This is a genomic window from Nesterenkonia sandarakina (genome assembly GCF_003003175.1).
GTDB classification, from domain to species: domain Bacteria; phylum Actinomycetota; class Actinomycetes; order Actinomycetales; family Micrococcaceae; genus Nesterenkonia; species Nesterenkonia sandarakina_A.
Genome location: NZ_PVTY01000003.1, coordinates 141,670 through 163,693 on the forward strand (window position 1 = coordinate 141,670; position 22,024 = coordinate 163,693).

General features: G+C 69.7%; 22 protein-coding genes. 13 read left to right on the plus strand and 9 right to left on the minus strand.

Translation table 11 applies throughout. The features are described 5' to 3' along the window. Window positions 1-58: 58 nt before the first annotated feature. From BCL67_RS03380 to BCL67_RS03395, 4 genes are all read right to left on the minus strand, one after another. Window positions 59-601 carry an NUDIX domain-containing protein gene (locus BCL67_RS03380; RefSeq protein WP_106122041.1) on the minus strand — a complete coding sequence of 181 codons (543 nt, stop codon included), beginning with the start codon at window positions 599-601 and terminating at the stop codon, window positions 59-61. Between the two features lie 9 nt (window positions 602-610). After that, complete coding sequence (locus BCL67_RS03385; protein ID WP_258174724.1) at window positions 611-1,138, minus strand: prepilin peptidase; 528 nt, start codon at window positions 1,136-1,138, stop codon at window positions 611-613. An 88-nt stretch (window positions 1,139-1,226) separates the two neighbouring features. Next, window positions 1,227-1,856 (minus strand): carbonic anhydrase, encoded by a 630-nt coding sequence (locus BCL67_RS03390; RefSeq protein ID WP_106122042.1) that lies wholly within the window; start codon window positions 1,854-1,856, stop codon window positions 1,227-1,229. Next, window positions 1,853-2,476 carry a DUF4245 domain-containing protein gene (locus tag BCL67_RS03395; protein WP_106122043.1) on the minus strand — a complete coding sequence of 208 codons (624 nt, stop codon included), beginning with the start codon at window positions 2,474-2,476 and terminating at the stop codon, window positions 1,853-1,855. Before BCL67_RS03395 ends, BCL67_RS03390 begins: the two co-directional genes overlap by 4 nt. A gap of 134 nt (window positions 2,477-2,610) precedes the next feature. Here BCL67_RS03395 and glpX point away from each other — a divergent pair, with 134 nt between their 5' ends. The 4 genes from glpX to BCL67_RS03415 all read left to right on the plus strand — a co-directional run bounded on the left by glpX (window position 2,611) and on the right by BCL67_RS03415 (window position 5,237). Next, window positions 2,611-3,675, plus strand: a complete 1,065-nt coding sequence (gene glpX, locus BCL67_RS03400; protein ID WP_106122044.1) for a class II fructose-bisphosphatase — start codon at window positions 2,611-2,613, stop codon at window positions 3,673-3,675. A gap of 35 nt (window positions 3,676-3,710) precedes the next feature. Next, window positions 3,711-3,902, plus strand: a complete 192-nt coding sequence (locus BCL67_RS03405) for a hypothetical protein (protein WP_106122045.1) — start codon at window positions 3,711-3,713, stop codon at window positions 3,900-3,902. A gap of 180 nt (window positions 3,903-4,082) precedes the next feature. Further along, the gene (locus tag BCL67_RS03410) at window positions 4,083-4,847 is read left to right on the plus strand and encodes a nuclease-related domain-containing protein (protein ID WP_219886379.1); all 765 of its coding nucleotides are present in this window, start codon (window positions 4,083-4,085) and stop codon (window positions 4,845-4,847) included. 90 nt (window positions 4,848-4,937) lie between these two features. After that, window positions 4,938-5,237 carry a putative quinol monooxygenase gene (locus tag BCL67_RS03415; protein ID WP_106122047.1) on the plus strand — a complete coding sequence of 100 codons (300 nt, stop codon included), beginning with the start codon at window positions 4,938-4,940 and terminating at the stop codon, window positions 5,235-5,237. Window positions 5,238-5,274: 37 nt separating this feature from the next. Here the strand turns inward: BCL67_RS03415 and BCL67_RS03420 are convergent, their stop codons facing one another. Then, window positions 5,275-5,538: a hypothetical protein gene (locus BCL67_RS03420; protein WP_106122048.1), complete on the minus strand. Its 264-nt coding sequence runs from the start codon at window positions 5,536-5,538 to the stop codon at window positions 5,275-5,277. A gap of 2 nt (window positions 5,539-5,540) precedes the next feature. Next, a complete protein-coding gene (locus BCL67_RS03425) occupies window positions 5,541-6,767 on the minus strand; it encodes a S8 family serine peptidase (RefSeq protein ID WP_146131062.1) in 1,227 nt (408 codons plus the stop codon). 177 nt (window positions 6,768-6,944) lie between these two features. On the opposite strand from BCL67_RS03425, the gene BCL67_RS03430 reads away from it, so the two are divergent. The 5 genes from BCL67_RS03430 to BCL67_RS03450 are packed head-to-tail and all read left to right on the plus strand — an operon-like array spanning window position 6,945 to window position 12,345. Beyond that, window positions 6,945-8,231, plus strand: a complete 1,287-nt coding sequence (locus tag BCL67_RS03430; protein WP_106122050.1) for a 5-(carboxyamino)imidazole ribonucleotide synthase — start codon at window positions 6,945-6,947, stop codon at window positions 8,229-8,231. Next, the gene (purE, locus tag BCL67_RS03435) at window positions 8,228-8,839 is read left to right on the plus strand and encodes a 5-(carboxyamino)imidazole ribonucleotide mutase (protein WP_106122051.1); all 612 of its coding nucleotides are present in this window, start codon (window positions 8,228-8,230) and stop codon (window positions 8,837-8,839) included. Before BCL67_RS03430 ends, purE begins: the two co-directional genes overlap by 4 nt. Beyond that, window positions 8,836-10,473 carry an LCP family protein gene (locus BCL67_RS03440; protein WP_106122052.1) on the plus strand — a complete coding sequence of 546 codons (1,638 nt, stop codon included), beginning with the start codon at window positions 8,836-8,838 and terminating at the stop codon, window positions 10,471-10,473. Before purE ends, BCL67_RS03440 begins: the two co-directional genes overlap by 4 nt. A gap of 19 nt (window positions 10,474-10,492) precedes the next feature. Then, window positions 10,493-11,836 carry a mannose-6-phosphate isomerase, class I gene (gene manA / locus BCL67_RS03445; protein ID WP_106122053.1) on the plus strand — a complete coding sequence of 448 codons (1,344 nt, stop codon included), beginning with the start codon at window positions 10,493-10,495 and terminating at the stop codon, window positions 11,834-11,836. Then, entirely contained in the window at window positions 11,833-12,345 is a 513-nt protein-coding gene (locus BCL67_RS03450) for a GtrA family protein (protein ID WP_106122054.1), read from the plus strand. Before manA ends, BCL67_RS03450 begins: the two co-directional genes overlap by 4 nt. 30 nt (window positions 12,346-12,375) lie before the next feature. Here BCL67_RS03450 and BCL67_RS03455 read toward each other — a convergent pair whose 3' ends face one another. Further along, window positions 12,376-13,200, minus strand: coding sequence for a TIGR03089 family protein (locus BCL67_RS03455; RefSeq protein ID WP_106122055.1), 825 nt, complete (start codon window positions 13,198-13,200; stop codon window positions 12,376-12,378). A 178-nt stretch (window positions 13,201-13,378) separates the two neighbouring features. Between BCL67_RS03455 and BCL67_RS03460 the strand changes: the two genes are divergently transcribed. From BCL67_RS03460 to BCL67_RS03475, 4 genes are read left to right on the plus strand one after another with little or no spacing between them, the layout of a single operon-like run. Continuing rightward, window positions 13,379-13,987: a WhiB family transcriptional regulator gene (locus BCL67_RS03460; RefSeq protein ID WP_106122056.1), complete on the plus strand. Its 609-nt coding sequence runs from the start codon at window positions 13,379-13,381 to the stop codon at window positions 13,985-13,987. Between the two features lie 56 nt (window positions 13,988-14,043). Then, window positions 14,044-17,679 carry a hypothetical protein gene (locus tag BCL67_RS03465; protein ID WP_146131063.1) on the plus strand — a complete coding sequence of 1,212 codons (3,636 nt, stop codon included), beginning with the start codon at window positions 14,044-14,046 and terminating at the stop codon, window positions 17,677-17,679. After that, window positions 17,676-19,934, plus strand: a complete 2,259-nt coding sequence (locus tag BCL67_RS03470; RefSeq protein WP_106122058.1) for a DUF5719 family protein — start codon at window positions 17,676-17,678, stop codon at window positions 19,932-19,934. Before BCL67_RS03465 ends, BCL67_RS03470 begins: the two co-directional genes overlap by 4 nt. 53 nt (window positions 19,935-19,987) lie before the next feature. Then, window positions 19,988-20,824 (plus strand): alpha/beta fold hydrolase, encoded by an 837-nt coding sequence (locus tag BCL67_RS03475; RefSeq protein WP_106122059.1) that lies wholly within the window; start codon window positions 19,988-19,990, stop codon window positions 20,822-20,824. 28 nt (window positions 20,825-20,852) lie between these two features. On the opposite strand, the gene BCL67_RS03480 is transcribed toward BCL67_RS03475, so the two are convergent. Further along, window positions 20,853-21,287, minus strand: a complete 435-nt coding sequence (locus BCL67_RS03480; RefSeq protein WP_106122060.1) for a YybH family protein — start codon at window positions 21,285-21,287, stop codon at window positions 20,853-20,855. Next, window positions 21,284-21,880 carry a dihydrofolate reductase family protein gene (locus tag BCL67_RS03485; protein WP_106122061.1) on the minus strand — a complete coding sequence of 199 codons (597 nt, stop codon included), beginning with the start codon at window positions 21,878-21,880 and terminating at the stop codon, window positions 21,284-21,286. Before BCL67_RS03485 ends, BCL67_RS03480 begins: the two co-directional genes overlap by 4 nt. Window positions 21,881-22,024: the final 144 nt, after the last annotated feature.

Sequence of the window (22,024 nt, forward strand, 5' to 3'; positions counted from 1 at the left end):
TGCGTTCTCCGGTCGGTACGTACCGACCGGGGAACGCAACCAGCGGGGTGGGGCGAAGTCAGCTGCGGAATCGGGCCGGGGCCTCGGCGTCCAGCGCCCAGTCGATGACCATCCGCTGATCCTCGCTGATCGGCTCCGGAAGCTCCGAGACCGGGAACCAGCCGACCTCCACGGACTCATCATCGTTGACCCGCGCCTGCCCGGAGACCGGCTCCATCTCCAGGACCGTGTCCAGGTATCGACAGGCGTCCCCATTCGGATACCGCACCAGGCCGGTCGCGAAGACCCCGGCCACACGCACCGGGCGGGCGACGACGCCGGTCTCCTCCTCGACCTCACGGACCGCGCCGATCGCCGGATCCTCCCCGGGATCGAGGATCCCCGAGGTGACGGTCCAGGCGCCGTTGTCGGCCCGGCGGACCAGCAGCACCTCGGTCTCGGCCGTTGAGGCGCCCTCGGCATGAGTGACCTGCGAGGCGGAGTCAGCGACTTCGTCGTGCACCGACGGGCGGCGCAGCACCACGCCGCGGGTCGCGGGTACCCAGAGCTCCTTGGTGCCGATGTCTTGACGCAGTTCTTTGATGAAATCAGGGGTGGGCATGTGCCCAGCCTAGTGAGTGCCGCCGCTGAGCATCAGCGCGATGGCGGTGCCCACCAGCAGGAAGGGCCCGAACGGAACTGCGGTCTTGGCCGTTCCGCGGCCCGAGACCAGCAGCCCTGTCGAGACCAGTCCGCCGAGCAGGAACGACAGCACGACGGCGGCCAGCACGGTGTCCCAGCCGAGGAACCCGGTGTAGAGGCCGAGCACCACGGAGAGTTTCACGTCCCCCATGCCCAGCGCCGGGGGAGCGGCGAGGCGCACGAGCAGGAAGACTCCGCCCCAGACCAGGGCTGCGGCCAGGGCGCGCAGCGCGGCCGACGGTTGGCCCAGAAGCAGCGCGGTAGGGATCAGCAGCCCGAGCGCGATCACTGCCCAGGGGTAGATGATGCGATTCGGCAGTCGGTGCTCGCGCAGATCGATGAAGCTCAGTGCGAGGGCGCAGACCGCGAAGGCGACCCCGCCGATCAGCAGCAACAGACCAGCCGCAGCGCGATGCAGCGATCCGGAGCTCAGGAGTTCGGTGATGAACGCGATCACGGCACCACCCTAGGCGTCGGGAGCTCGGGATGGAATGGCCCTGACGGTCCTGTGCAGAGTCAGCCGTGAGGCGGTGGATCCCGGGTGCTCAGACCTCGCCGATGCTGGTGACGACGTCGGCGCGTCCCTCGGAGAGCCGGTAGGTCACGCCCATGACGGCGGTCCGGCCCTCGGCCACGGCATCGTGGAGCACCCGAGAGTGATCGAGGATCCGGTGCGCGGTCTGCTTGACGTGTTCTTCGACGGTCTCGTTGACGCTGGTGATTCCAGCGCGCTGAGCGGCCATCACCGAGGGGGTGATGCGCTCGACGAGGCTGCGCACGAAACCGGTGGGGGTCACGCCGGACTCGTTGGCCTGCAGCGCAGCGGAGACGGCGCCGCAGGAGTCATGGCCGAGGATCACGATGAGCGGGACCTTCAGCTCCGACACGCTGAACTCCAGGGAGCCGAGCACGGCGTCGTCGGTGACCTGACCCGCGGTGCGGACCACGAAGACGTCGCCGAGGCCGACGTCGAAGATGATCTCCGCGGCAAGCCGGGAGTCCGAGCAGCCGAAGATCGCGGCCATCGGGTGCTGGGACTCGGTCAGCGAGGAGCGGCGTGCCGCATTCTGGTTCGGGTGCTTCGATTCGCCGGAGACGAAGCGTTCATTGCCGGTCTTGAGCAGCTCCCAGACTTCGGCGGGGAGCGGCTGGGCGGGTGCGGTCGATGCGGTCATCCTGTGGAACCTCCGTTGTCGTCCTCTGTTTCTACCTCAACATCGATCGATTCGGTGACCGCCTCGGCGAAGTTCTCGAACTGTTCGTCCGGGGCCTCGCCGCCGAGCACGATGGCGGTGCCGTCGACCGTGTTCGCCTCAGCCTCCAGGACGTAGTACCGATATTCGTCGTTCTCCCGGACCTCGAAGGTCAGCCCGCCGACGGTCTCCTCCCCGGTGGGTCGGATCTGCCGCGTCAGCTCGTTGATCCAGGCGGGGTTGGGCTCATCGGTCTGTGCGAAGCTCAGGAAGCTCTGCTCCTCGACCGAGTACCCGACCTCCCAGGCGGTGACCCCGAGCTCGGCGCGGTTCTCCCACCGGGCGTAGTTCGCGGTCCATCCTTCGGGGAGATCCGGGACGATGGGGGCGTACTCGGCGACATCGCTGGTCCAGCCGGCGGCTTCTTCGACGTTGACATCTGGGGTGAAGGCGACGTCCCGCTCCGGACGCAGTCCCATCACGGCGAACACCCCGAGCAGGGTGAGGGCGACGGTGATCACCACGCCGATCATGGGCTGACGCATCCGCTTCGCCTGGGACTGCGTCAGCTGCGGAGTGGGGGTTTCTTCTGGCTCGGTCACGCTCCTATTGTGTCACCGTCGACTGACATGCCCGGGCCCGTGACTCGGTGCCGCGTCACCGCTCGCGGCTATGATGGCGGCAGAGCCGGCGACGAGGCCGGCCATAAGCCGACACGACAAGGTGGCCCAAGCCAATGAACGATTCTTCGCAGCACGGCGGCAAACGCTCAGACGACGGCTCCTCCCAGGACTTCTCCCACCTCTCGGCACGCCTGGCCGTCGGGGACTCCGAGCCCGACCGTCACCTGGCCATGGAGCTGGTGCGCGTCACCGAGGCCGCGGCCATCGCCGGCGGCGCCTGGGTGGGCATGGGCGACAAGCTCACCGCCGATGGGGCCGCAGTGGACGCCATGCGCTCCCTGCTCGACACCGTGAACCTCAATGGGATCGTGGTCATCGGCGAGGGTGAGAAGGACGAGGCTCCGATGCTCTACAACGGCGAGCGGGTCGGCAACGGCGCCGGACCTGAGGCCGATGTGGCGGTCGACCCGATCGACGGCACCCGGCTGACCGCACTGGGCTACAACAACGCCCTGGCCGTCCTGGCAGTTGCCGAGCGCGGCACCATGTTCGATCCTTCGGCGGTCTTCTACATGGACAAGCTGATCACCGGGCCCGACGCCGCCGACATGGTCGACCTGCGCCTTCCGGTGAAGCAGAACCTGCACCTGATCGCGAAGGCCAAGAACAAGCGGATCAGCCAGCTCAACGTCTGCGTCCTGGACCGCCCGCGCCACTCGAAGCTGGTCACCGAGATCCGCGAGGCCGGCGCCCGCGTGCGCTTCATCATGGACGGCGATGTCGCGGGCGGCATCGCTGCGGCCCGCGAAGGCTCCGGCATCGATGTCCTGATGGGAGTCGGCGGCACACCCGAGGGCATCATCACCGCCTGCGCGATCAAGGCCGTCGGCGGCGTCATCCAGGGCCGCCTGGCCCCGGTGGACGACGAAGAGGCGCAGAAGGCGCTCGACGCCGGCCACGACGTCAGCCGGGTCCTGACCACCAACGAGCTGGTCACCGGTGACAACTGCTACTTCGCCGCCACCGGCATCACCGACGGCGACCTGCTGCGCGGCGTCCGATACCAGGGCGACAAGGTCACCACGCAGTCCATCGTGATGCGCTCGAAGTCCGGAACGGTCCGGATCATCGACGCCGAGCACCAGGCACGCAAGTGGGAGTCCTACACGCGGCAGTAGACACCCGGGTCGCACAGAACCTCGAGGAGGCAGGTATGGGACAGCTCATGCGTTCCGCGGCGCTTCTGGCAGCGGCACTGCTGGTCATGGAGCTCCGAAGCCAGTCTGTGTTTGGCGACGCGCTCGCGGTGCCGCTGATGCTGTTCTTCGTCGGTGCGTCCGTCCACTCCGTGCTCATGACCGTGCGCAGCAGGTGGTGTCCTCCTCAGGCCGTGGGCGCTTCATAGATGCCCGCAGACAGCCCCGAGGACGTCAGACCGCTGCGGCTCCGGTATGCCGGAGTCTGCGCGGTCTGCGCGGAGCCGCTCCGAGTGGGAGCCGAGGCACTGCACTCGAGAAGCCGCAGGAAGGTGTTCTGTATCCCGTGCATCGACGGGTCCCGCGAAGTTTCACCGGTGAAGGAGCCGATGTCGGGGGAGCCGTCGCCGCCTCCGCCCCCGATCGAGGCCCCGCCACCGCTGGCGGAGCTACGACTGCTTTCGGAGGACGCGGCGCGACCCGCGGCGGAGCCTGAAGTCCCCACGGCTTGGCACCGGGGACGCGCCGGTGCCGGTGCGCAGCGCGAGTACGCCAGGCGTCGAGCCAATGATGAAGCGCGGATACGCCAGAAGTGGGGGCGCTTCGGCGGCATCGCGGTTGCGCTGAGTCAGGAGAAGCAGAGCACCGCCGCGTGGGCGATCGGCGCTGAGGGGGAGCGCAGGGTCGGATCCCGCCTGGACAGGGTGGCTCTGGAGCTGGGCGGCCTGGTGCTGCACGATCGAAAGATCCCCGGGTCCCGCGCCAACATCGATCACATTCTGATCGTGCCCCACGGCGTCTGGGTGATCGACTCCAAGAAGTACACGGGCAGGGTGGAACTCCGGCGCAGCGGAGGACTGCTGAGTCCCCGGGTGGAGAAGCTCACCGTGCGCGGCCGAGACTGCACCCACCTGGTGGATCAGGTGTTGAAGCAAGTTGACCTGGTGCGCGGCTGCACCCCCGACGTTCCCGTCTCGGGGATGCTGTGCTTCTACCGCGCCGAATGGCCTATGGGAGGCCATCCGCGCACGCGCGGAGTCCACGTTCTCTGGCCAAGACGCGTCAAGCAGGTCGCCGGTGCCCGGAGCGGGATCCGCATCGACGTCGAGGTCGTCGGCGCGCAGCTCGCGGCCCACTTCGCGGCCGCTGAGTGAGTCCCAGCAGTTCCGGTGTGCCCCGACAGCTCCGGACTGGCTCCGCCCGGAGGGCCTGACAGGATGTAGTCGGCTGTTTACCGTGGTGTCATGACCTTCGCGAACGTGGGAACGCTGGGAGTTGCGCCGGGCACGCGGGAGCAGGTCGTCGCCATCCTGACCCGCCACAACCCCGATCTGGAACCGGCCGGGTGTCTTCTCTACGAGGTCGGTACCAGCGAGGAGCATCCGGAGACGGTCTTCGTCACCGAGCTGTGGACCTCGGCCGAGGCGCATCGGGAGTCGCTGCAGCTGCCCGGCGTCCGGGCTCTCATCGCGGAGGCGATGCCTCTCCTCACAGGCGACATGGGCGGCTGCCAGTTCGATGTGGCCGGTTCCCCGCTCAGGTAGCGGCGCCGATACGCCTGGGTGCTGCCCCGTGTGGTCCCTACTGGACCTCGGCGTCGGGTGGGGCGATGTGGTGCCGCTGGGCACCGTCCGCCGAGGCCACGCCCGGCACCGAGGAGAAGCTGGGCGCGGCGCTCGCCTGAGTCTGCACACCGGGTGACGTCTGTGTGTGCCCGGTGATCTGGCCCAGACTGCGCAGGACCCGGTCCACCACGAGTCCGGCGGCTTCAAGCTCCGTGACGACCTCGTCGATCCCGTCCAGGTGCTCCTCATCGACGGTGATGACCCACTGCTGCTCCGCCATGCTCACCGGCCCTCCCCAGGTGTGACCACGGCCAGTCCCGCCCCGACATCTTCCACCTCAGCGCCCTCCAGGAGGCGGGCGGTTCGGATCAGCTCGTCCCACAGGTCCTGTCCGCGCAGCCCGGTGGAGGCCGAGAGCAGCGCCGCGACGCCGGAGACGTGCGGCGCGGCCATCGAGGTGCCGCTGATGCTGCGGTGCAGCTCGGGTCGCGGCCAGGAGGAATAGATGTCCACCCCGGGGGCGGCGATGTCGACCTCCCCGCCGTCGTGGGCCAGCGAGCGGGCTGAGAAGTCCGCCACGCGCAGCCCGGCGTCCAGGGCGGCCACCGCCATGACGTACGGGCTGTTCGCCGGCGCCCCGACGAATCCGGGATCGCTCGCGCGGCGCCCGGCATTGTTGCCCGCGGCCGCGATCAGCACCGCTCCCTGCTCCAGTGCCCGCCGACCCGCCGTGACATACGGCGGGTGGACCTCACGCACATCCGCGCCCAGTGACATCGAGATGATCTGGCACCCGTTCGCCAGCGCCCAGTCGATGCCGGCGAGGATCGACGCGTCCGAACCGGACCCATCCGCGCCCAGCACCTTGGCCGAGAAGATCTCCACCTCCGAGGCCACTCCGAAGCCCGGACCGGATGGTGACGTCCAGGGTCCACAGGCGGTGCCCACGCAATGGGTGCCGTGCCCGTGCACATCCTCGGGTCCTTCCCCGGTGATGAAGGACTCCGCGGTGACATTGCGTCCGGCGAAGTCCGGGTGCCCGGCGTCGAAGCCGGTGTCGAGCACCGCGACCCGGACCCCGGCACCGGTGAGCCCCCGATCCTGGGCGCGACCGATCTCGACGGCCTGCAACCCCCAGGTCAGCGCGGCGGTGTCGGCGTACTCAGCGGCGATGGCCCCGTCCGTGACGGCGCGGGGATCGACAGCGCCGGGATCGACAGCGAGGGCGTCGGCGCGGGGATCGACAGTGGGGTCACCAGTGCTGCGATCCGCGGGGGTCGCGCCGATCGCGTAATAGGTGAGTTCCCGGCTGTAGCTCATCGGCGCCCGACGATCCCGGCAGCGCCCGCTGAACGCCTCCAGGTCACCGGGCTCGCCGTCCACCACGCCCACGCCGAGCCGCGGGAAGTAGATGTCGGTGGAGAATCCCTGGGCGCTGAGCAGCCCGGGAGCAACACGATCCAACATCTCAGGATCCGTCGTGTCAAAGGTCACTACGAAACGTTCCATGGCTGTCCCATCTCTGTGCCGCGCCGACAAGTGGGCACCAGGCTAGGGTCGCAACCTGCACATCAGCCGAGTGACCTGGAGATTGTTCTCAGCGGCCGGTCGTCCGTCGCAGATGACTCCGCCCGGGGGTGTTTCCCTGTGCGGGGGGACAGACCTCATGACGCATAATGGGGGACTGTGACGCGACAGGACAGCAACCCAACCCCGCCCAGCGGCCCCGCCGGCACCCCGAAGATCGGGGTCATCGGCGACGGCCAGCTCGCCCGCATGATGGCCCCCGCCGCCGTCGAGCTGGGCATCGAGCTGCACCTGCTCGCCGGCTCCGCCGACTCCTCGGCCGCCCAGGTCATCCCGCACACCACCCTGGGGGACTACACCGATCCCGGTGATGTGACCGCCTTCGCCGCAGGCATGGACGTGGTCACCTTCGACCACGAACATGTCCCCGCCGACGTGCTCGCGGCGCTCACCGCGAACGGCACCCAGATGCACCCCTCTCCCGAGGCGCTGATCTACGCCCAGGACAAGCTCGCGATGCGCCGTGCTGTGGAGCAGCTCGGCCTGCCGAACCCGCGCTGGGCCGAGGTGCACAGCGTGGATGAGCTGCTGAGCTTCGGCGCCGAGACAGGCTGGCCCGTGGTGCTGAAAACCCCACGTGGCGGCTATGACGGCAAGGGCGTGCGCATGATCGACTCGCCCGAACAGGCCGCGGCCGCCCATGACTGGTTCACCCGCGCCGCCGACTCCGATTCGGGCCTGCTCGCCGAGCAGAAGGTGCCCTATACCCGCGAACTCTCAGCCCAGGTGGCGCGCTCAGCCACCGGAGAGACCGTCACCTACCCCGTGGTGGAATCCACCCAGACCAACGGCGTCTGCGACGAAGTGATCGCCCCCGCCCCGCTCACCAGCGAGGACCACCTGGAGACGGCCGAACGGATCGCCCGCACGATCGCGGAGAAGCTCCAGGTCACCGGCATGCTGGCGGTGGAGCTCTTCGAGATCAGCGAGGACGCCGCAGACCTCGAGGCCGGAATCACGGCCGGGATCTACATCAACGAACTGGCCATGCGCCCGCACAACTCCGGGCACTGGACGATGGACGGGTCCATCACCAGCCAGTTCGAGCAGCACCTTCGCGCGGTGCTCGGGCTTCCGCTCGGGGCCACCGAGGTCAAGGGCGGCGCCGGCGGCTACACCGTGATGAAGAACCTGCTCGGCAGCGCCGCCCCAGGGGAGCGATCCCTCCACGGCTCCTTCGCCGCCGCGATGCGCCGGTCTCAGGGCTCGAAGATCCACCTCTACGGCAAAGAGGCCCGTCCGGGTCGCAAGATCGGACACGTGAACATCCTCACCCAGACCCATTCCACGCAGGAGACCTGGGAGGCACGTCGAGCAAGGCTTCAGCGTGTGCGCCGAGCTGCAGCTGACGTGGCCGAGATCATCGTGGAAGGACCCGCCCAATGAGCGCGCTCACCGACAGACACCCCTCCGGGGCTCCGGCCCCCGAGACTCATCCCGGCGAAGCCCGACCCGGCTCGCACTCCGCCGCCCAGGTCAGCCTGGTCATGGGATCCAACTCCGACTGGCCGGTCATGAAGGCCGCCGCGCAGGTGTTGGACGAGTTCGGCATCAGCTTCGAAGCCGACGTCGTCTCCGCCCACCGGATGGCCGAAGAGATGATCAGCTACGGCAAGACCGCACATGAGCGCGGCATCCGGGTGATCATCGCCGGAGCTGGGGGAGCCGCCCATCTGCCGGGCATGCTCGCCTCGGTGACCCCGCTGCCGGTGATCGGCGTCCCGGTGCCGCTGAAATACCTCGACGGCATGGACTCGCTCCTGAGCATCGTGCAGATGCCTGCCGGCGTCCCGGTCGCCACCGTCTCGGTCGGCGGGGCCCGCAACGCCGGGCTGCTGGCCGTGCGCACCCTGGCCGCGGGGGACTCCGCCCAGGCCGCGCAGCTGCGTGAGAAGCTGCTCGACTTTCAGAAGTCGCTGGCGGCCGAGGCCCACGCCAAGGGTGCCGCGCTGCGCGAAGAAGCCGCCGAGCTGGGCACGTACCGGACGCGATGACCGACTCCACGATCAGCTACCACCGGTTCGACGGCGAACCGGACGTGCTCCGCAGCCCGCAGCGCGGCTCCGAGACCGACCGCACCCGACGCGCCTTCATGCTCCTGGCGCTGACCCTCTTCATCCCCGGCGCGGCGCAGATCGCCGCCGGCTCCAAGAAGCTCGGCCGCGCGGCCCTGGCCGTGACGGTGGCCTGCTGGTTCTCCGCGCTGCTGCTGGGACTGATGTTCCTCACGATGCGCGGCGTGCTGCTCTCGTTGCTGACCCAGCCGTTCATGCTCTGGGTGGGCGCCGTGGTGCTCGGCGCGCTGGCCATCGGCTGGCTGCTCCTCTGGCTGGACACCTTCCGGCTGATCCATTTCACCTCCCTTGCACCGGGACTGAAGCCGGTCGTCGTCGTCGTCCTGGTGGTGCTGATGACCGTGACCTCCGGCTCGCTGGGCTACGGCGCCAAGCTGGTCAACGAGGGCCGCGCCGCACTGGGCGGCATCTTCGCCGCCGGGCCGGCGATCGATGCCGTGGACGGTCGGTACAACTTCCTGCTCATGGGCGCCGACGCGGGCGAGGGCCGTGAAGGGCTGCGCCCGGACTCGATCCACGTGGTCAGCGTCAACGAGGACTCCGCGGAGACGATCATCTTCTCGATCCCGCGCAACTTCCAGAACGCCCAGTTCAACGAGGACTCCCCACTCAACGCCGTGTACCCCGACGGCTACGACTGCGGCGACGAATGCATCATCAACTTCCTCTACACCGACGTGATGAACAACCACCAGGACCTCTACCCCGAGGCCGAGGATCCCGGCGCCGAGGCCATGATGGACGCGGTCTCCGGCAGCCTCAACCTCGAGGTCTCCGGCTATGTCATGGTCGACATGGGTGGTTTCGAGAGCCTGATCGACGCGATGGGGGGCATCACCGTGGACTCCGGGGGCTGGGTTCCCTACCGCGGCCCGATGCCCGACGGCAGCTGGGGCGATAACTGGTGGGGCCCCGGTGTCCACGAGTTCTCGGGCCAGGAGGCGCTGGCCTACGCACGCTCGCGCACCTTCAGCTCCGACTACAACCGGATCCAGCGTCAGCAGTGCATCCAGCAGGCGATGATGTCCCAGTTCAACCCGCAGACGCTGCTGACTCGGTTCAGCGACATGATGCAGGCCGGCGGGAACGTGGTCGAGACCAACCTCCCGCAGTCCCAGCTGGGTTCGTTCCTGGACCTGGCGGTCGACGCGCAGGGCCAGGAGCCGCAGCGACTCGTGCTCGGCGCCCCGGACTTCGGTGCCTCCGGGGACCTGTTCTCCACCTACCCCGACTTCGGGCAGATCCAGCAGCGGGTGGATGAGCTGATCGCCAATGAGGAGCAGCAGAGCGATGGTGGGCTCTTCGGCTCCGCAGGCTTCCTTCCGGCCCAGTCCGGTGCTCTCGGTGTGATGCTCGCGACACCCCAGGCCACCGGTCAGGCCGCGGACGCGGTGGAGGATGATGAACCAGCGATCGACCCCACCCCGCCGCCCACCCAGCCCGACGGCTCCGAGCTGACCCGGGAGTACCTGATCGAGGCCCAGCTCAACGGTCAGACCGGAGTGTTGGAGGAGGCTGCCTCCACCAATTATCTCTGCGACCCGGTGAATTAGGGCTGATAGGGTTCTCCCGATGTTCAAGATGATCAACCCCGTTCGCGAATATGCGTGGGGTTCCACCACCGCGTTCAGCGAGCTCTTCGGCTGGACCGCCTCGGCGACCCCGCGTGCGGAGATCTGGATGGGGGCTCATCCTGGAGATCCCTCGTCCCTCGAGCTGGGCCCGGAGTCGCCGCAGCGACCGATCTCCCTCCCGGACTACCTGCGCAGCGCGCAGGAGGCCCCGGCGGACTTCCCTTTTCTGCTGAAGGTCCTCGCCGCCGAGCAGCCGCTCTCGATCCAGTCGCACCCGACCGTGGAGCGAGCCAGGCGTGGCTTCGCCGCCGAGGAGACTGCCGGAGTCGCGCTCGACGCCCCGCATCGCAGCTATAAGGATCCCAACGCGAAGCCGGAGCTGATCGTCGCGCTGACCGAGTTCTCGGCGCTGTGCGGCTTCCGACCCTACGCGGAGGCCGCATCCGTGCTCAGCGCGCTGCGCGCCGGTCTGGCGAGCGCCGCAGGAGACCAGCAGCTCCTCGTGCTGCTGGAGCGACTCGGTGAGTTCGTGGCCGGTCAGGACTACCGGGGAGCGCTGGAACATCTGCTGCGCAGCGAACGGGATGCCGCCGTCGCTGCCGCCGCCGAGCTCTGCAGCCATCTTGATCAGGTGGAGCAGGGTTCCGGGGCAGGCGGGGACGCGCTGGGTGAGGCGCTGGACCAGGGCACCCGAGAGATGCTGGCCCAGGTCAGCGCGGCATTCCCCGCGGACCCGGGCATCTTCGTGACCCTGCTGCTGAACCGGGTGAAGCTCCAGCCCGGAGAGTCTATCTACCTCCCGGCGGGCAACCTCCACGCCTACCTCTCCGGGGTGGGAGTCGAGCTCATGGGCAACTCCGACAACGTCCTGCGCGGCGGTCTGACCAGCAAGCATCTGGATGTCGATGAACTGCTCGACGTCACCGACTGCGGGGCCCTGCCCGTCCCGCGCTGTCCGGTCGCGCAGTCCGGCTCCGCCCCGCGCCGCGTCCAGTACGACGCTCCCTTCGACGAGTTCCGGCTCGAGCGGATCGAGTTTCCGGGCGAGACGGTGCTGGAGCAGTCCGGGCACGGCGTCGTGCTCTGCACCGCAGGTCAGCTGACTCTGCACGCCCCCGCAGGGGTGTCGGACCAGGCCCTGGCCGGTGCCTCGGCCCCCGGGGTCGACGATGCCGGACTCACCGAAGCCCCAGGAACCTCTCGTACCCTGACTCTGAATCCCGGCGAGTCGGCCTTCCTGCCGGACTCCACCGGCCATCGGCTGAGCGCCTCCGCGCCCGCCCAGGCATTCGTCGCCAGCACCACCTCCGCACGCCAAGACCAGGAGCACCCTCGCCCATGATCAGCAAGCTCTCGCGGCGCATCGAGAACCTCTTCCTCACGCTCTGGCGCGAGGTCGCGAAGTTCGGCGCCGTGGGCGGAGTCGCCTTCATCATCGACTCCGCCATCTTCCTCTGGCTGATCAGCGGCCCCATGGACGACTCTCAGCTGAAGGCCAAGGTGGTCTCCGGCGTCGTCGCCACGCTGTTCTCCTGGGTGGCGAACCGCTACTGGACCTTCCGGCACAAGCGCTCCACCGGCAAGACCCGCGAACTGGTGATGTTCCTGGTGACGAACGCGATCGGGCTGGGCATCCAGACCGGCTGTGTGGGCATCGCGAAGTATGTGCTCGGCATGGACTCGGTGAGCGAGGTCTTCATCGCCGGCAACGTGATCGGGCTGGTGCTCGCCACCATCTTCCGCTTCTTCGCGTACAAGTACTGGGTCTTCACCACCGACCGCACGGAGCTCGCTGACCTGCCCACGGAGCAGGACCCAGCCGCCGACGCCGCCGAGGTCACCTCCCGCTGACCCGAGGCCTGGGCCGGGGGATCCCCCGGGTCAGCGAACGCCTTCATTGCGAAGCATCTGCGCCCAGGCTTCAGGCTGCGCGGCGGGATCGCCCTGGAAGAGCAGCACCGGGCGGCTCTGCGCCCAGGTCGCCAGCATCTGCGCGAAGAGATCCTCGTCGCCCCAGCGCGCCAGCCGCCAGTCCTGCAGGCTCACCTCGGTCGCGCCGCCGACGACGACGAGCCCGCCGCCTGCGCCTCCCTCCGGCCCAGCCCCGGAGCTCGCCTGCGGGAGCTCGCGCGGCGGCAGCGGCGCTGGCAGCTGGTCCGGGTGTTGGCGGACCTCTGCGGAGACGTCCAGCGCCCAGGCCGGAAGTCGCTGCCCGGTGGACTCCTCGAAGGAGGCGTCCAGCAGGCCGGGGGAGAGTGCGGCGAGCTCGGCCTCGCCCAGAGCGTGGGCCAACGCACCCGTTCCGGTCCAGTCGCCGGGCCGGTCGGTGATGATGAGCCCCGGCTCCAGCGCTGAGACCGTGGCTGCGCGGGCGTCGTCGTCGTTCTGCGACGCTCCTGGCCCGATCAGGGAGATCTCCCAGCCGAGCGCCCCGGAGGCCAGCAGAACGGCGGCGGCCTTCCAGTGCGCCGCAGCGTCGAGAAGCACCGCGCCATCATCGTCGATCTCGGATTCCTGGCTGAAGAGGCCGATCAGCTTGATCGTCCAGTTCTGCAGCACCCGCCCGGAGAGCTCCACGCGTTCCTGCTGCTCACCAGCCCCGTACCAGATCAGCGCGGGCTGGGGCCGTGATTCGAGCAGGTCCAACAGGGCGGGGAAGGTCCGGGGAGGCTGGGCGGTCGAGCCGCCGAGTGTGAGCGGGGTCATAGTTTCTCTCCTGAGCTCGCCACGCCTCGCGCCCAGCTGATTTTTGACGGCGTGTCGGGCGTGATCGAGGGGTTGACGGTCTGGTAGTGGCAACTTAAGTCGCTCACTTGACGGATCATTACTTACGCCAGTGTAATTAGGAGCAGTACACGCATGATCAATCTCGGGAGGCCCTTTGATGGGGAACGCAGAGCGGCTGGGCGCAGAACAGCCCGGCACCACGGCCATAGCCCGCAGGACGGGTCTTGAGGTTCCTGCTGACTGGTTCGTGGACCCTGCTGATCCCCAGGCCGCTGAGCGGCTGGAGCACGGCAAGACCCTCGAAGACCAGGCGACTGCCTTCCTCGCCGCTCATGAGGAGGCCGAGCGGCTCTCCGCGGACAGCCTCTCGGAGGACTCCGGCTCCTCGGTCACCGCGCTCAGTGAGGCTCCTTCCCGCCGCACTGAGGCCCCGACCCATGAGCTGCCCGGTCGGGAGACCGCCGCGCCGGAGACCCGGTCCGCGGACTCGAGCCGAACCACCTGGCTGGGCCTGCCCGCCCTGGTCCCCACCGACGAGATCGAGGGTGAGCTCGCCTGGCAGGCAGACGCCCTCTGCGCCCAGACCGACCCGGAGGCCTTCTTCCCCGAGAAGGGCGGCTCCACCCGGGACGCCAAGAAGGTCTGCGGCGCGTGCAACGTGAAGCAGGAATGCCTGGAGTACGCGCTGGGCAACGACGAGCGCTTCGGCATCTGGGGCGGACTCTCTGAGCGGGAGCGGCGCAAGCTGCGAAAGCGAGCACTCTGATCAACGGGCAACCACATCCGCACATCGCCGCCGTCGTCCTGCACGACGGCGGCGATTTGTCGTCCGCTCCAGGCCGCGCCGGGTCCGACACTGACTCCGCAGGACGGCCCAGCACCGCCGGCGAGGCAAGCACCGCGGTGCAGCGGACCCGGTACGCCCTCGCCGCGCAGACCCGCGCACCGGATCACATCATCGAGCTCTCCGCCGCGAGCTACTGCGGAGTCCAGGACCTCTCTCGCTCGCTGCGCTCCGGACTGCTCGAAGACCGCCGGCAGGCGCGCAGCGCCGCGCGCGAGGGCTCGGGCGGGACCAGGATCACCCAGCTCTGGCGCAGTCTCGAACGACAGCTGCCCGACGGCTTCAACCCCCGCCACCAGTGGCTCTGGATCCTGCCCGCGGGCACCATCCCCACCTCTGACGCGCTGGAGCGGCTCGAGGAGCGGCTCTTCACCGTCAAGGACGAAGAGCACCACGCCCAGATCCAGATCGTCGGCGCCAAGCAGCTCTCCGCCGAGACCCCGGAACGGCTGGTCAACGTCGGTCTCTACAGCGCCCGCTCCGCCGAGGTGCTCACCGCCACCGAGCCCAAGGAGCTGGACCAGGGGCAGTACGACGGCCGCGACGCCGTCCCCGCCGTCTCCGGCGAGGGCATGCTGGTCCACGCCTCGCTCTTCGGTGACCTCGGCGGCTTCGATCCGGCGCTCAGCGGGGACTACGCGGCCGCGCAGCTCTGCCGCCGCGCCCGCGAGGTCGGCGCCCACATCGTCATCGAGCCCACCGCCCGCGTGCTCCGCGAGGACCCGCCCCGCCGGGACACCGTCCACCGACTCGGCGGCACCCTGCACCTGCCCTCGGATCAGCGGATCAGCCAGATCCGCCGTCGGCTGGCCACCGCGACCCCGCTCGCGGTCCCGTTCCTCTGGCTGGGCATGTGGATCGCCGCCCTGCTGCGGCTGATCGGTCTGACCGTGGTCAAGGCCCCCGACGCCGGAGCCGGCCAGTTCTTCGCCTCGGTGCGCGCCCTGCTGGGCTGGGGTGCGATCGCCCACACCCGCCGATTCGCCACCCAGGGCCGCAGAGCCGCCCTCGCCCGGCTCAGCCGCGACGAACAGATCAGCTCGGCCCCCGACGTCGTGCGCGCCGGACGCCGGACCGAGGCGCGGATGATGTGCAGCGGCGCACAGGTCCGCGCGCAGCGCCGTTCCGCGATGACCGCGGAGACCGTCTCGGTCCCGCGCACCCGGTTCACCCCCGGCTTCTACGGCGAGCCCGACGACACCGGGGAGCGCGAGAACAATGAGGACGCGCTGCTCGAGATCGGCGCCTCCGACGGTGAGTTCGACGAGATGCCCTCGCGCCGCTCCGGAGACCGGCTCGGCCTGTTCCTGATGCTGCTGGCCCTGGCCGGCGTCTCCCTGCTGGCGTTCCGCGACCTGCTCTCGGCAGAGGCCATCACCGGCGGTGCCGCGATGCCGGTGGCCGGTTCGCTCAGCGAGGTCTTCGCCCACTCGGTGAGCTTCCTGGCCGTTGACAGCCTCGGCGCGCTCTCCGCCGCAGACCCCTTCAACCTGATCCTGCTGGCGATCTCCGCGCTGAGCTTCGGACACGGTTCCGCCGTGCTGGTCTGGCTGCTGATCCTCGCACTGCCGCTGAGCGCGCTCAGCGCCTGGTACGCCGCCGGGCTCTGGTCCACCAAGGCCTCGCGCCGGGTCGTCTCGGCATTGCTCTGGACCGCGATGCCCACCCTGCACATCGCCGTGGGCGAGGGCCGCATCGGCGCCGTCCTGGTCCACATCCTGCTCCCGGTGGCCGTGGTCGCCACCGTCCGCGCAGTCGGCCGGGCCGCAGTCGGACTCGGCGTCGCCGGAAGCTGGGAGTACGCCACCGGCGCCGCGCTGCTGCTGATGGTGCTCACCGCCGCCTCCCCGGCGCTGCTGCCGCTGGTGGTCGTGGTCGGGATCGTGCTCGCCCTGATCCTGCGCCGCCGCGGCCGACCGCTGTGGCTGATCCCGCTGACCTCGCTCGCCGTGGCCGCCCCGATGATCGCCTCCGCCCTGATGCAGGGCAAGAATCTCGCCGCGGTGCTGGCGCACGAGCCGGGACGGGCGCTGACTGTCGATGCCGCACCGCTCTGGCAGCAGCTGCTCGGCTTCTCGCGCGCCTTCGATCCCGCCGCGGGACTCGCCTCCGCCGGTGCCTCCGGGTCCTGGCTGCCCGCCTACCTCGCCGGGGACTTCTGGAGCCTGCGGATCGCTCTGCTGATCGGACTGCCGCTGCTGCTGATCGCGCTGCTGGGAATCTTCACCGGCAGCCGCACCCGGCCGCTGCCCATCGTGGCCGGCACCCTGCTGCTCGCGGCCCTCGGGCTCTCCACCCTGGTCGGACTGCTGGCCGCCGGATCCGACGGCACCGCGGTGATCACGGGAAACCCTGGTCCGGTGGTCTCCGTGATGCTCTTCTGCCTGCTGGCCGCAGGCATGGCGTCCCTGGACCGGTTCCCACTCGCATTCCCCCGCGTCGGCGGCACGATCACGCCGGTGATCTCCACGCTGCTGGTGCTCGCCATCGGAGCCTCGCTGGTCCTGTTCTACAGCCCCCGCGTCATGCCCGGCGCCCCGCTGACCGGTCAGCCGCTGACCGCGGTGAACGCCGCCCCCACCCTCATCGAGGCCGGCGCGCTGCGCCAGCTCCCGGCCACCGCGGCGGATCAGGGCAACGGGCCGGCCCAGCTGCGCACGCTGGTGCTCTCGGCGGCCGACCCCGGTGTGATCGGTGAACTGGTCTCCGGCGATGGGCGCACGCTGGACAAGTCCCGCGCCGTGGTCGCCGCCGGTGACCTGCCCCTCTGGGCCCAGCCGGAACGTCTCCCGAACCTGCTCGGAGGAACCCGCGATGATGCCTCCGCGCCCACCGGCTCGACCGCGGCACCCGCCGCGGAGACGGCCGAGTTCTCCGCCGCGGAGCAGCGCCTGGCCTCACTGATCGCCGCGCTGATCACCCCCGGCGCGGTGGAGACCGAAGCCCTGATGGCCGAGCTCGGTGTGGGCTATGTGCTCATCGATCAGGGCGAGCCCGCGGTGCTCACCGATGCGGTGGACACCGCCGCCGGCCTGGTGTCGGTGGGAGCGACCGATCGCGGCGAGCTGTGGCGCGCCGAGGTCGACGAGGAGGCGCTGCTGCCCTCCGGGGAGGGGCTCTTCGGCGTTCCCACCAGCTGGGCGCGAATCGTGGACGCCGAGGGGGAGGTCCAGGCGCTGCTGCCGAGCCAGTCACAGTCCCTCGACCTGGATCTGGAGCAGGTCACCGCCGACGACGGCGCGGGGCTGGGGCTGGACCCGCAGGGCGAGTACCTGCTGGAGCTCTCCACCGAGCACGCGAGCGGCTGGCGAGCCGGCTGGGACGGCCAGGACCTCGAGTCCGTGCCGGTCCAGGCCGATGCGCCCGCCCAGGAGTCCGCCGGAACAGCGGAGTGGACGCAGCGGTTCGAGCTGCCCGCCGAGGCGCTGACCGATCAAGGCGCGGGGCTGCAGGGGCAGCTCAGCGCCGACCACCGCAGCGCCTACCAGCTGCCGGTGCTGATCACCCTGGGAGTCTTCCTGCTGCTGGTGGCGCTGATCGCCATCCCGCTGCCCCGCGGAAGCCGCATGCTTCCCGTGGCAGACACCGATGAGCTGGAAGGACGCCGAGGATGAGCGCCAAAAAGGTCAGAGTCAAGAAGCTCATCAAGGAGCAGCGTCGGGCGCGCAGGCAGGCCATCCGCGATCAGGAGCGCGCCGCCACGCTGAAGGCCAAGCAGCACGCCGCCGCTGCACGGGCGGAGCTCAAGGCAGAGGAGCAGCGGCTGCGCCAGGAGCAGCAGCAGAAGCGTGAACAGCAGGATCAGGAACGCACGCGGCAGCAGCAGGAGCGCAAGCAGGACCAGCAGGAGCGCAAGCGGGACCAGCAGCGAACGCGCCGCAGCCAGAAGCCGGCCGCTCAGGCAGCGAGCACTGCGCCAGCGAGCACTCCGGCGGCGGGCCCTGCCGATGTGAGCCCCGTGGCGGCGAGCACTGAGCCCGATGCCGGGATGCCCGCCGAGGCCGATACCGGGACGCCAGAGAAGGCCGAGGCGCCAGCAGGTGCCGCGAATGCAGCGGCGCCGCTGACCCCGGTCCCGCATCCCGCCCCCAAGCAGACCCGGCGCGAGCGCCGGCGTCGTGCTCGTCGTGCCGACCGCTCTGACCACCGGAACGCCGAGCCCGTTGCTGATCGTGGCGCAAAGGCCCGGACCCGCAGCGGCGCCAAGGCTCGCACCGCGGCCGTGGTCGTCACGGCCGGCGTGCTCGCCGCCATGGTGGGTTCGGTGGCGCTGGACGGACTCTTGGATGGCCGCTCCGAAGCGGCAGCCGGCACCGCCGGCGTCGGGGCAACGGCTGCGCTGAGTGCGGCCTCGGTGGCCGCCCCGCAGGCCGGACAGACCTTCGTCTGCCCGCCGATGCCCGGCCAGCCGGATTCGCTGACCACGGATGGTCAGCTGGAGTATCGAGACCGAGACCCCTCGGCCTCCTCCCGGTTCTCCGCGGTGCTCTTCGCCACCGACCTCTCCGGAACATTCTCCGACTCCTCGTGGGCCCAGCTCAACGAGGAGGGGCGCGTGAACGAGGCCACCGTGACCGAAGCCTCCTCCTCGGAGGACGTCGACGCCGACGCGTCCGACGCGGCCGATGAAGCCGGCGCAGCGGAGGCAGATTCCCCGCTGAGTGCTCGGGAGGCGGTCTACACATCCACCGGAGACCTCGCCCGACCCCCGCTGTTGGAGACCTCCGCTGCCGCCGATGGCAGCGTCCAGGCCGCCGCGGCGCTGTATGAGTACCAGGCGGGGGCCGGCCCTGTGGCCGGACTCGCCGTCGGGGCCTGCACCGCCCCCGAGCGCAGCCAGTGGTTCTTCGGCCCGGAGATCGCCGCGGGGTCCTCCTCGCTGCTGACCCTGGGCAACCCGTTCGACCGGTCGGCCACGGTGGAGGTCACGAGCGTTGATTCCGAGGGCGATCGAGGGACCACCGGCACCCGATCCGTCGTCGTCCCCGGTCAGACCACGCGCTCGGTGAACATCGCAGGACTCGCGTCCGCAGGCTCTGATCTCGGCGTCCAGGTGCGCTCGGCCGGAGCTCCGGTGACGGCGCAGCTGCAGTCCTCCCGGGCCTCCGGACTGACCGGCACCGGCGTGGAGTTCCTGCCCGGGATGACCACCCCGGGCACCGAGCACCTGATGCCCGGCGTTCCGATCCCCGACGGCGTTCCCGACTCGGGTGAGGAGGACGACGAGGAGTCCACCGCACCGCCGGAGCTCTGGATCCATGTCCCCGGCGAGGAGGGTGCGACCGTGGAGCTGCAGGTCTACGGCGAGGACGGCCAGCAGGTCATCGAGACCCCCGGCGTCTTCACCGTCGACGGCGGTGAGATCGACGCGGTGAATCTGCGCGGCATCGAGCTCGGCGTCAGCGACATCCGGGTGCGCACCGACGTTCCCGCCTACGTGGCGGTGCGCAGCGAGACCGAGCAGGGCACAGACTTCAGCTGGGCCCCATCCGCCGCGGCGCTGGGGGAGGGGTCGGGAACGCTCCTGCCCGAGACCGGTGAGACCGAGCTTCACCTGTTCGCCTCCGGCGCCTCAGGCAGCATCGGCTACCAGGTGCTCGACGCCGAGGGAGAGTTCGGGCCCGAACAGAGCCTCGAGCTCCCGGCCGACGGTGCCGGCGTCATCTCGGCCGAGGACCTGACCGCGGCCGCGCCGGAGGGCAGCCAGGACGGCCCCGTGGTGATCGTCTTCGCCGATCCGCAGCTCGACGGCGAGGGCACCGTGCACGCGACCATGTCCACCTCCACAGACGACGGTCAGTTCAGTCTGACCCCGGTCTCGCCGCTGCGCGGCGCCGAGGAGTACGTGCCGGTGCGGCTGCTGCGCTGAGTCCCTCCGGGGACCATTGACAGTCGCGGCGGCGACTATGGAGCATTGCCGGCATGAGTGCATCTCCTGCCGCGGCAGCTTCGTCCACGCAGTTCCTGGAGCGGCCCGACGGCAGGGTCGCCTACGACGTCGAGGGCCGCGGTCCGCTCCTGGTGCTCGTCCCAGGGATGGGGGAGCTGCGGTCCTCCTATCGCTTCCTAACCCCACGACTGGTGCAGGCCGGCTACACGGTGGCGACCACGGATCTGCGCGGACACGGCGAGAGCGACACCAGCTTCTCCGCATACGGCGATCTCGAGACCGCCTCCGACATCAGTGCGCTCATCGACGCACTGGGCGGCTCAGCGGTCATCATCGGCAACTCCCTGGCCGCCGGGGCCGGCGTCATCGTGGCGGCGGACCATCCCGAACAGGTCGCCGGGCTCGTCCTGCTGGGCCCCTTCGTGCGGAACCCGCCCGCCGGACGGATCAGCCTGGCGATCTTCCGGGCGATGACGGCCCCGTTCTGGGTGGCCACGATGTGGAAGTCCTATATGCCCACCCTCTATGCGGGTCGGAAGCCGACGGACTTCAAGCAGTACCGCGAGGCCGTGGCCACCAGCCTGCGTCGTCCCGACTACGGGAGGGCCTTCTCGCTCACCACCCGGCAGACCGACCACGCCCCCGCCGAGGCCAGGCTGCTGCAGGTGAGCGCTCCGGTGCTGGTCGTGATGGGCGAGCTCGACCCTGACTTCAAGGATCCCGCGGGGGAGGCGCACTGGATCGGGGAGACCCTGAAGGCCGACGTCGTGATGGTGCCGGAGGCAGGTCATTACCCGCAGTCTCAGCAGCCGGAGATCACCGAGCGCGCGATCCTGGAATTTCTGGAGGACATGGGCCCGCGGACCTGAGACGGCCTGGACGTGGACACCGAGCCCCTCACGGCTGCAGGTCCGGCAGTCCCTGGCCCGTCTCGGAATCCCAGGGGATCGACTCGTGGTCGTGCACCACGCGCCACCGGCCGGCGATGCGTCTGCAGACCAACGTCGCGCGCACCCACATCGAGACGGAGTCGCTCGACCTGAGGGTTCCCGTCACGTGGTAGAGAAACGCGCAGAAGCCCAGATCTTCGTCGGCATCGACCTGGAGATCCCGCACCTCATATCCCGGACCCTGGGCATAGCTGCCCAACCACCCGCGAGTCTGCTCCGCGACCTGCTCCGCGCCCCGGAGGGAGAGCGGAGGCAGCACGTTGAAGGCGAGCACGTCCTCGACCGGCACGCCGACCAGCGCTTCGACGTCATGCGCGGCGATCGCGTCGACGCGATCCCTGACCAGCCTCTGCAGCTCCTCGACAGACTCTCGGTGTGTCATGGTCGGTGCCCTGTGGGATGCGCCGTCGGGCGGTACACGAGCTCCTGGATGTGCCCGTCGAGCGTCCGGCTCTCCAGGAGCTCGAGATCGAAGTCGCCTGCTCCTCGCAGGATCGGGCTGGTCCCGGTGTGGCCTGAGATCACCGGAAAGATGGTCACCTGGATCCGGTCGACCTCCCCGGCGTCGAGCAGCGACCAGTTCAGGGTCAGGCTCGCCTGGGAACGCAGCGGAACTCTGGATTCAGCCTTCAACCGTCGCACGATCGTGGCGGCGTCTCCAGCCAGGATCTGTGCGTCGGGCCAGCCCAGAGTGCTCTCCAGCGTCGAGGACACCACCACCGCAGGCTTCTGCAGCAGACGCTGATTCCATTCATCGAAGGCGTTGGGATCGGTGCCCTCCGCCATGATCCCAGCGACCTCGCGGAAGGTGGTGGCGCCGAACACCATGAGCTGGTCGGTCTCGAACAGGCTCGCCCGGTGCGCCAGCAGCTCGGGCCCCTGTCGGCTCCAGTAGCCGCCCCAGTCGGCGCCCTGGGTGAAGGAGCCGTAGCCATCCAGCGTGGAGAAGACATCCCAGGTGTAGCGGGCGACCATGTCGGGTTCCCTTCGCGGTGGGCGGATCGCGGCGGTGCACCTGCGGATGCTTCTGCGAGGCGATCGACGCGCGGCACGACCACGGTATTCGCCGTGCCAGCTGCGGCTCCAGAGCTGCGGGCCACCGGGTCCCTGGCTCATCTG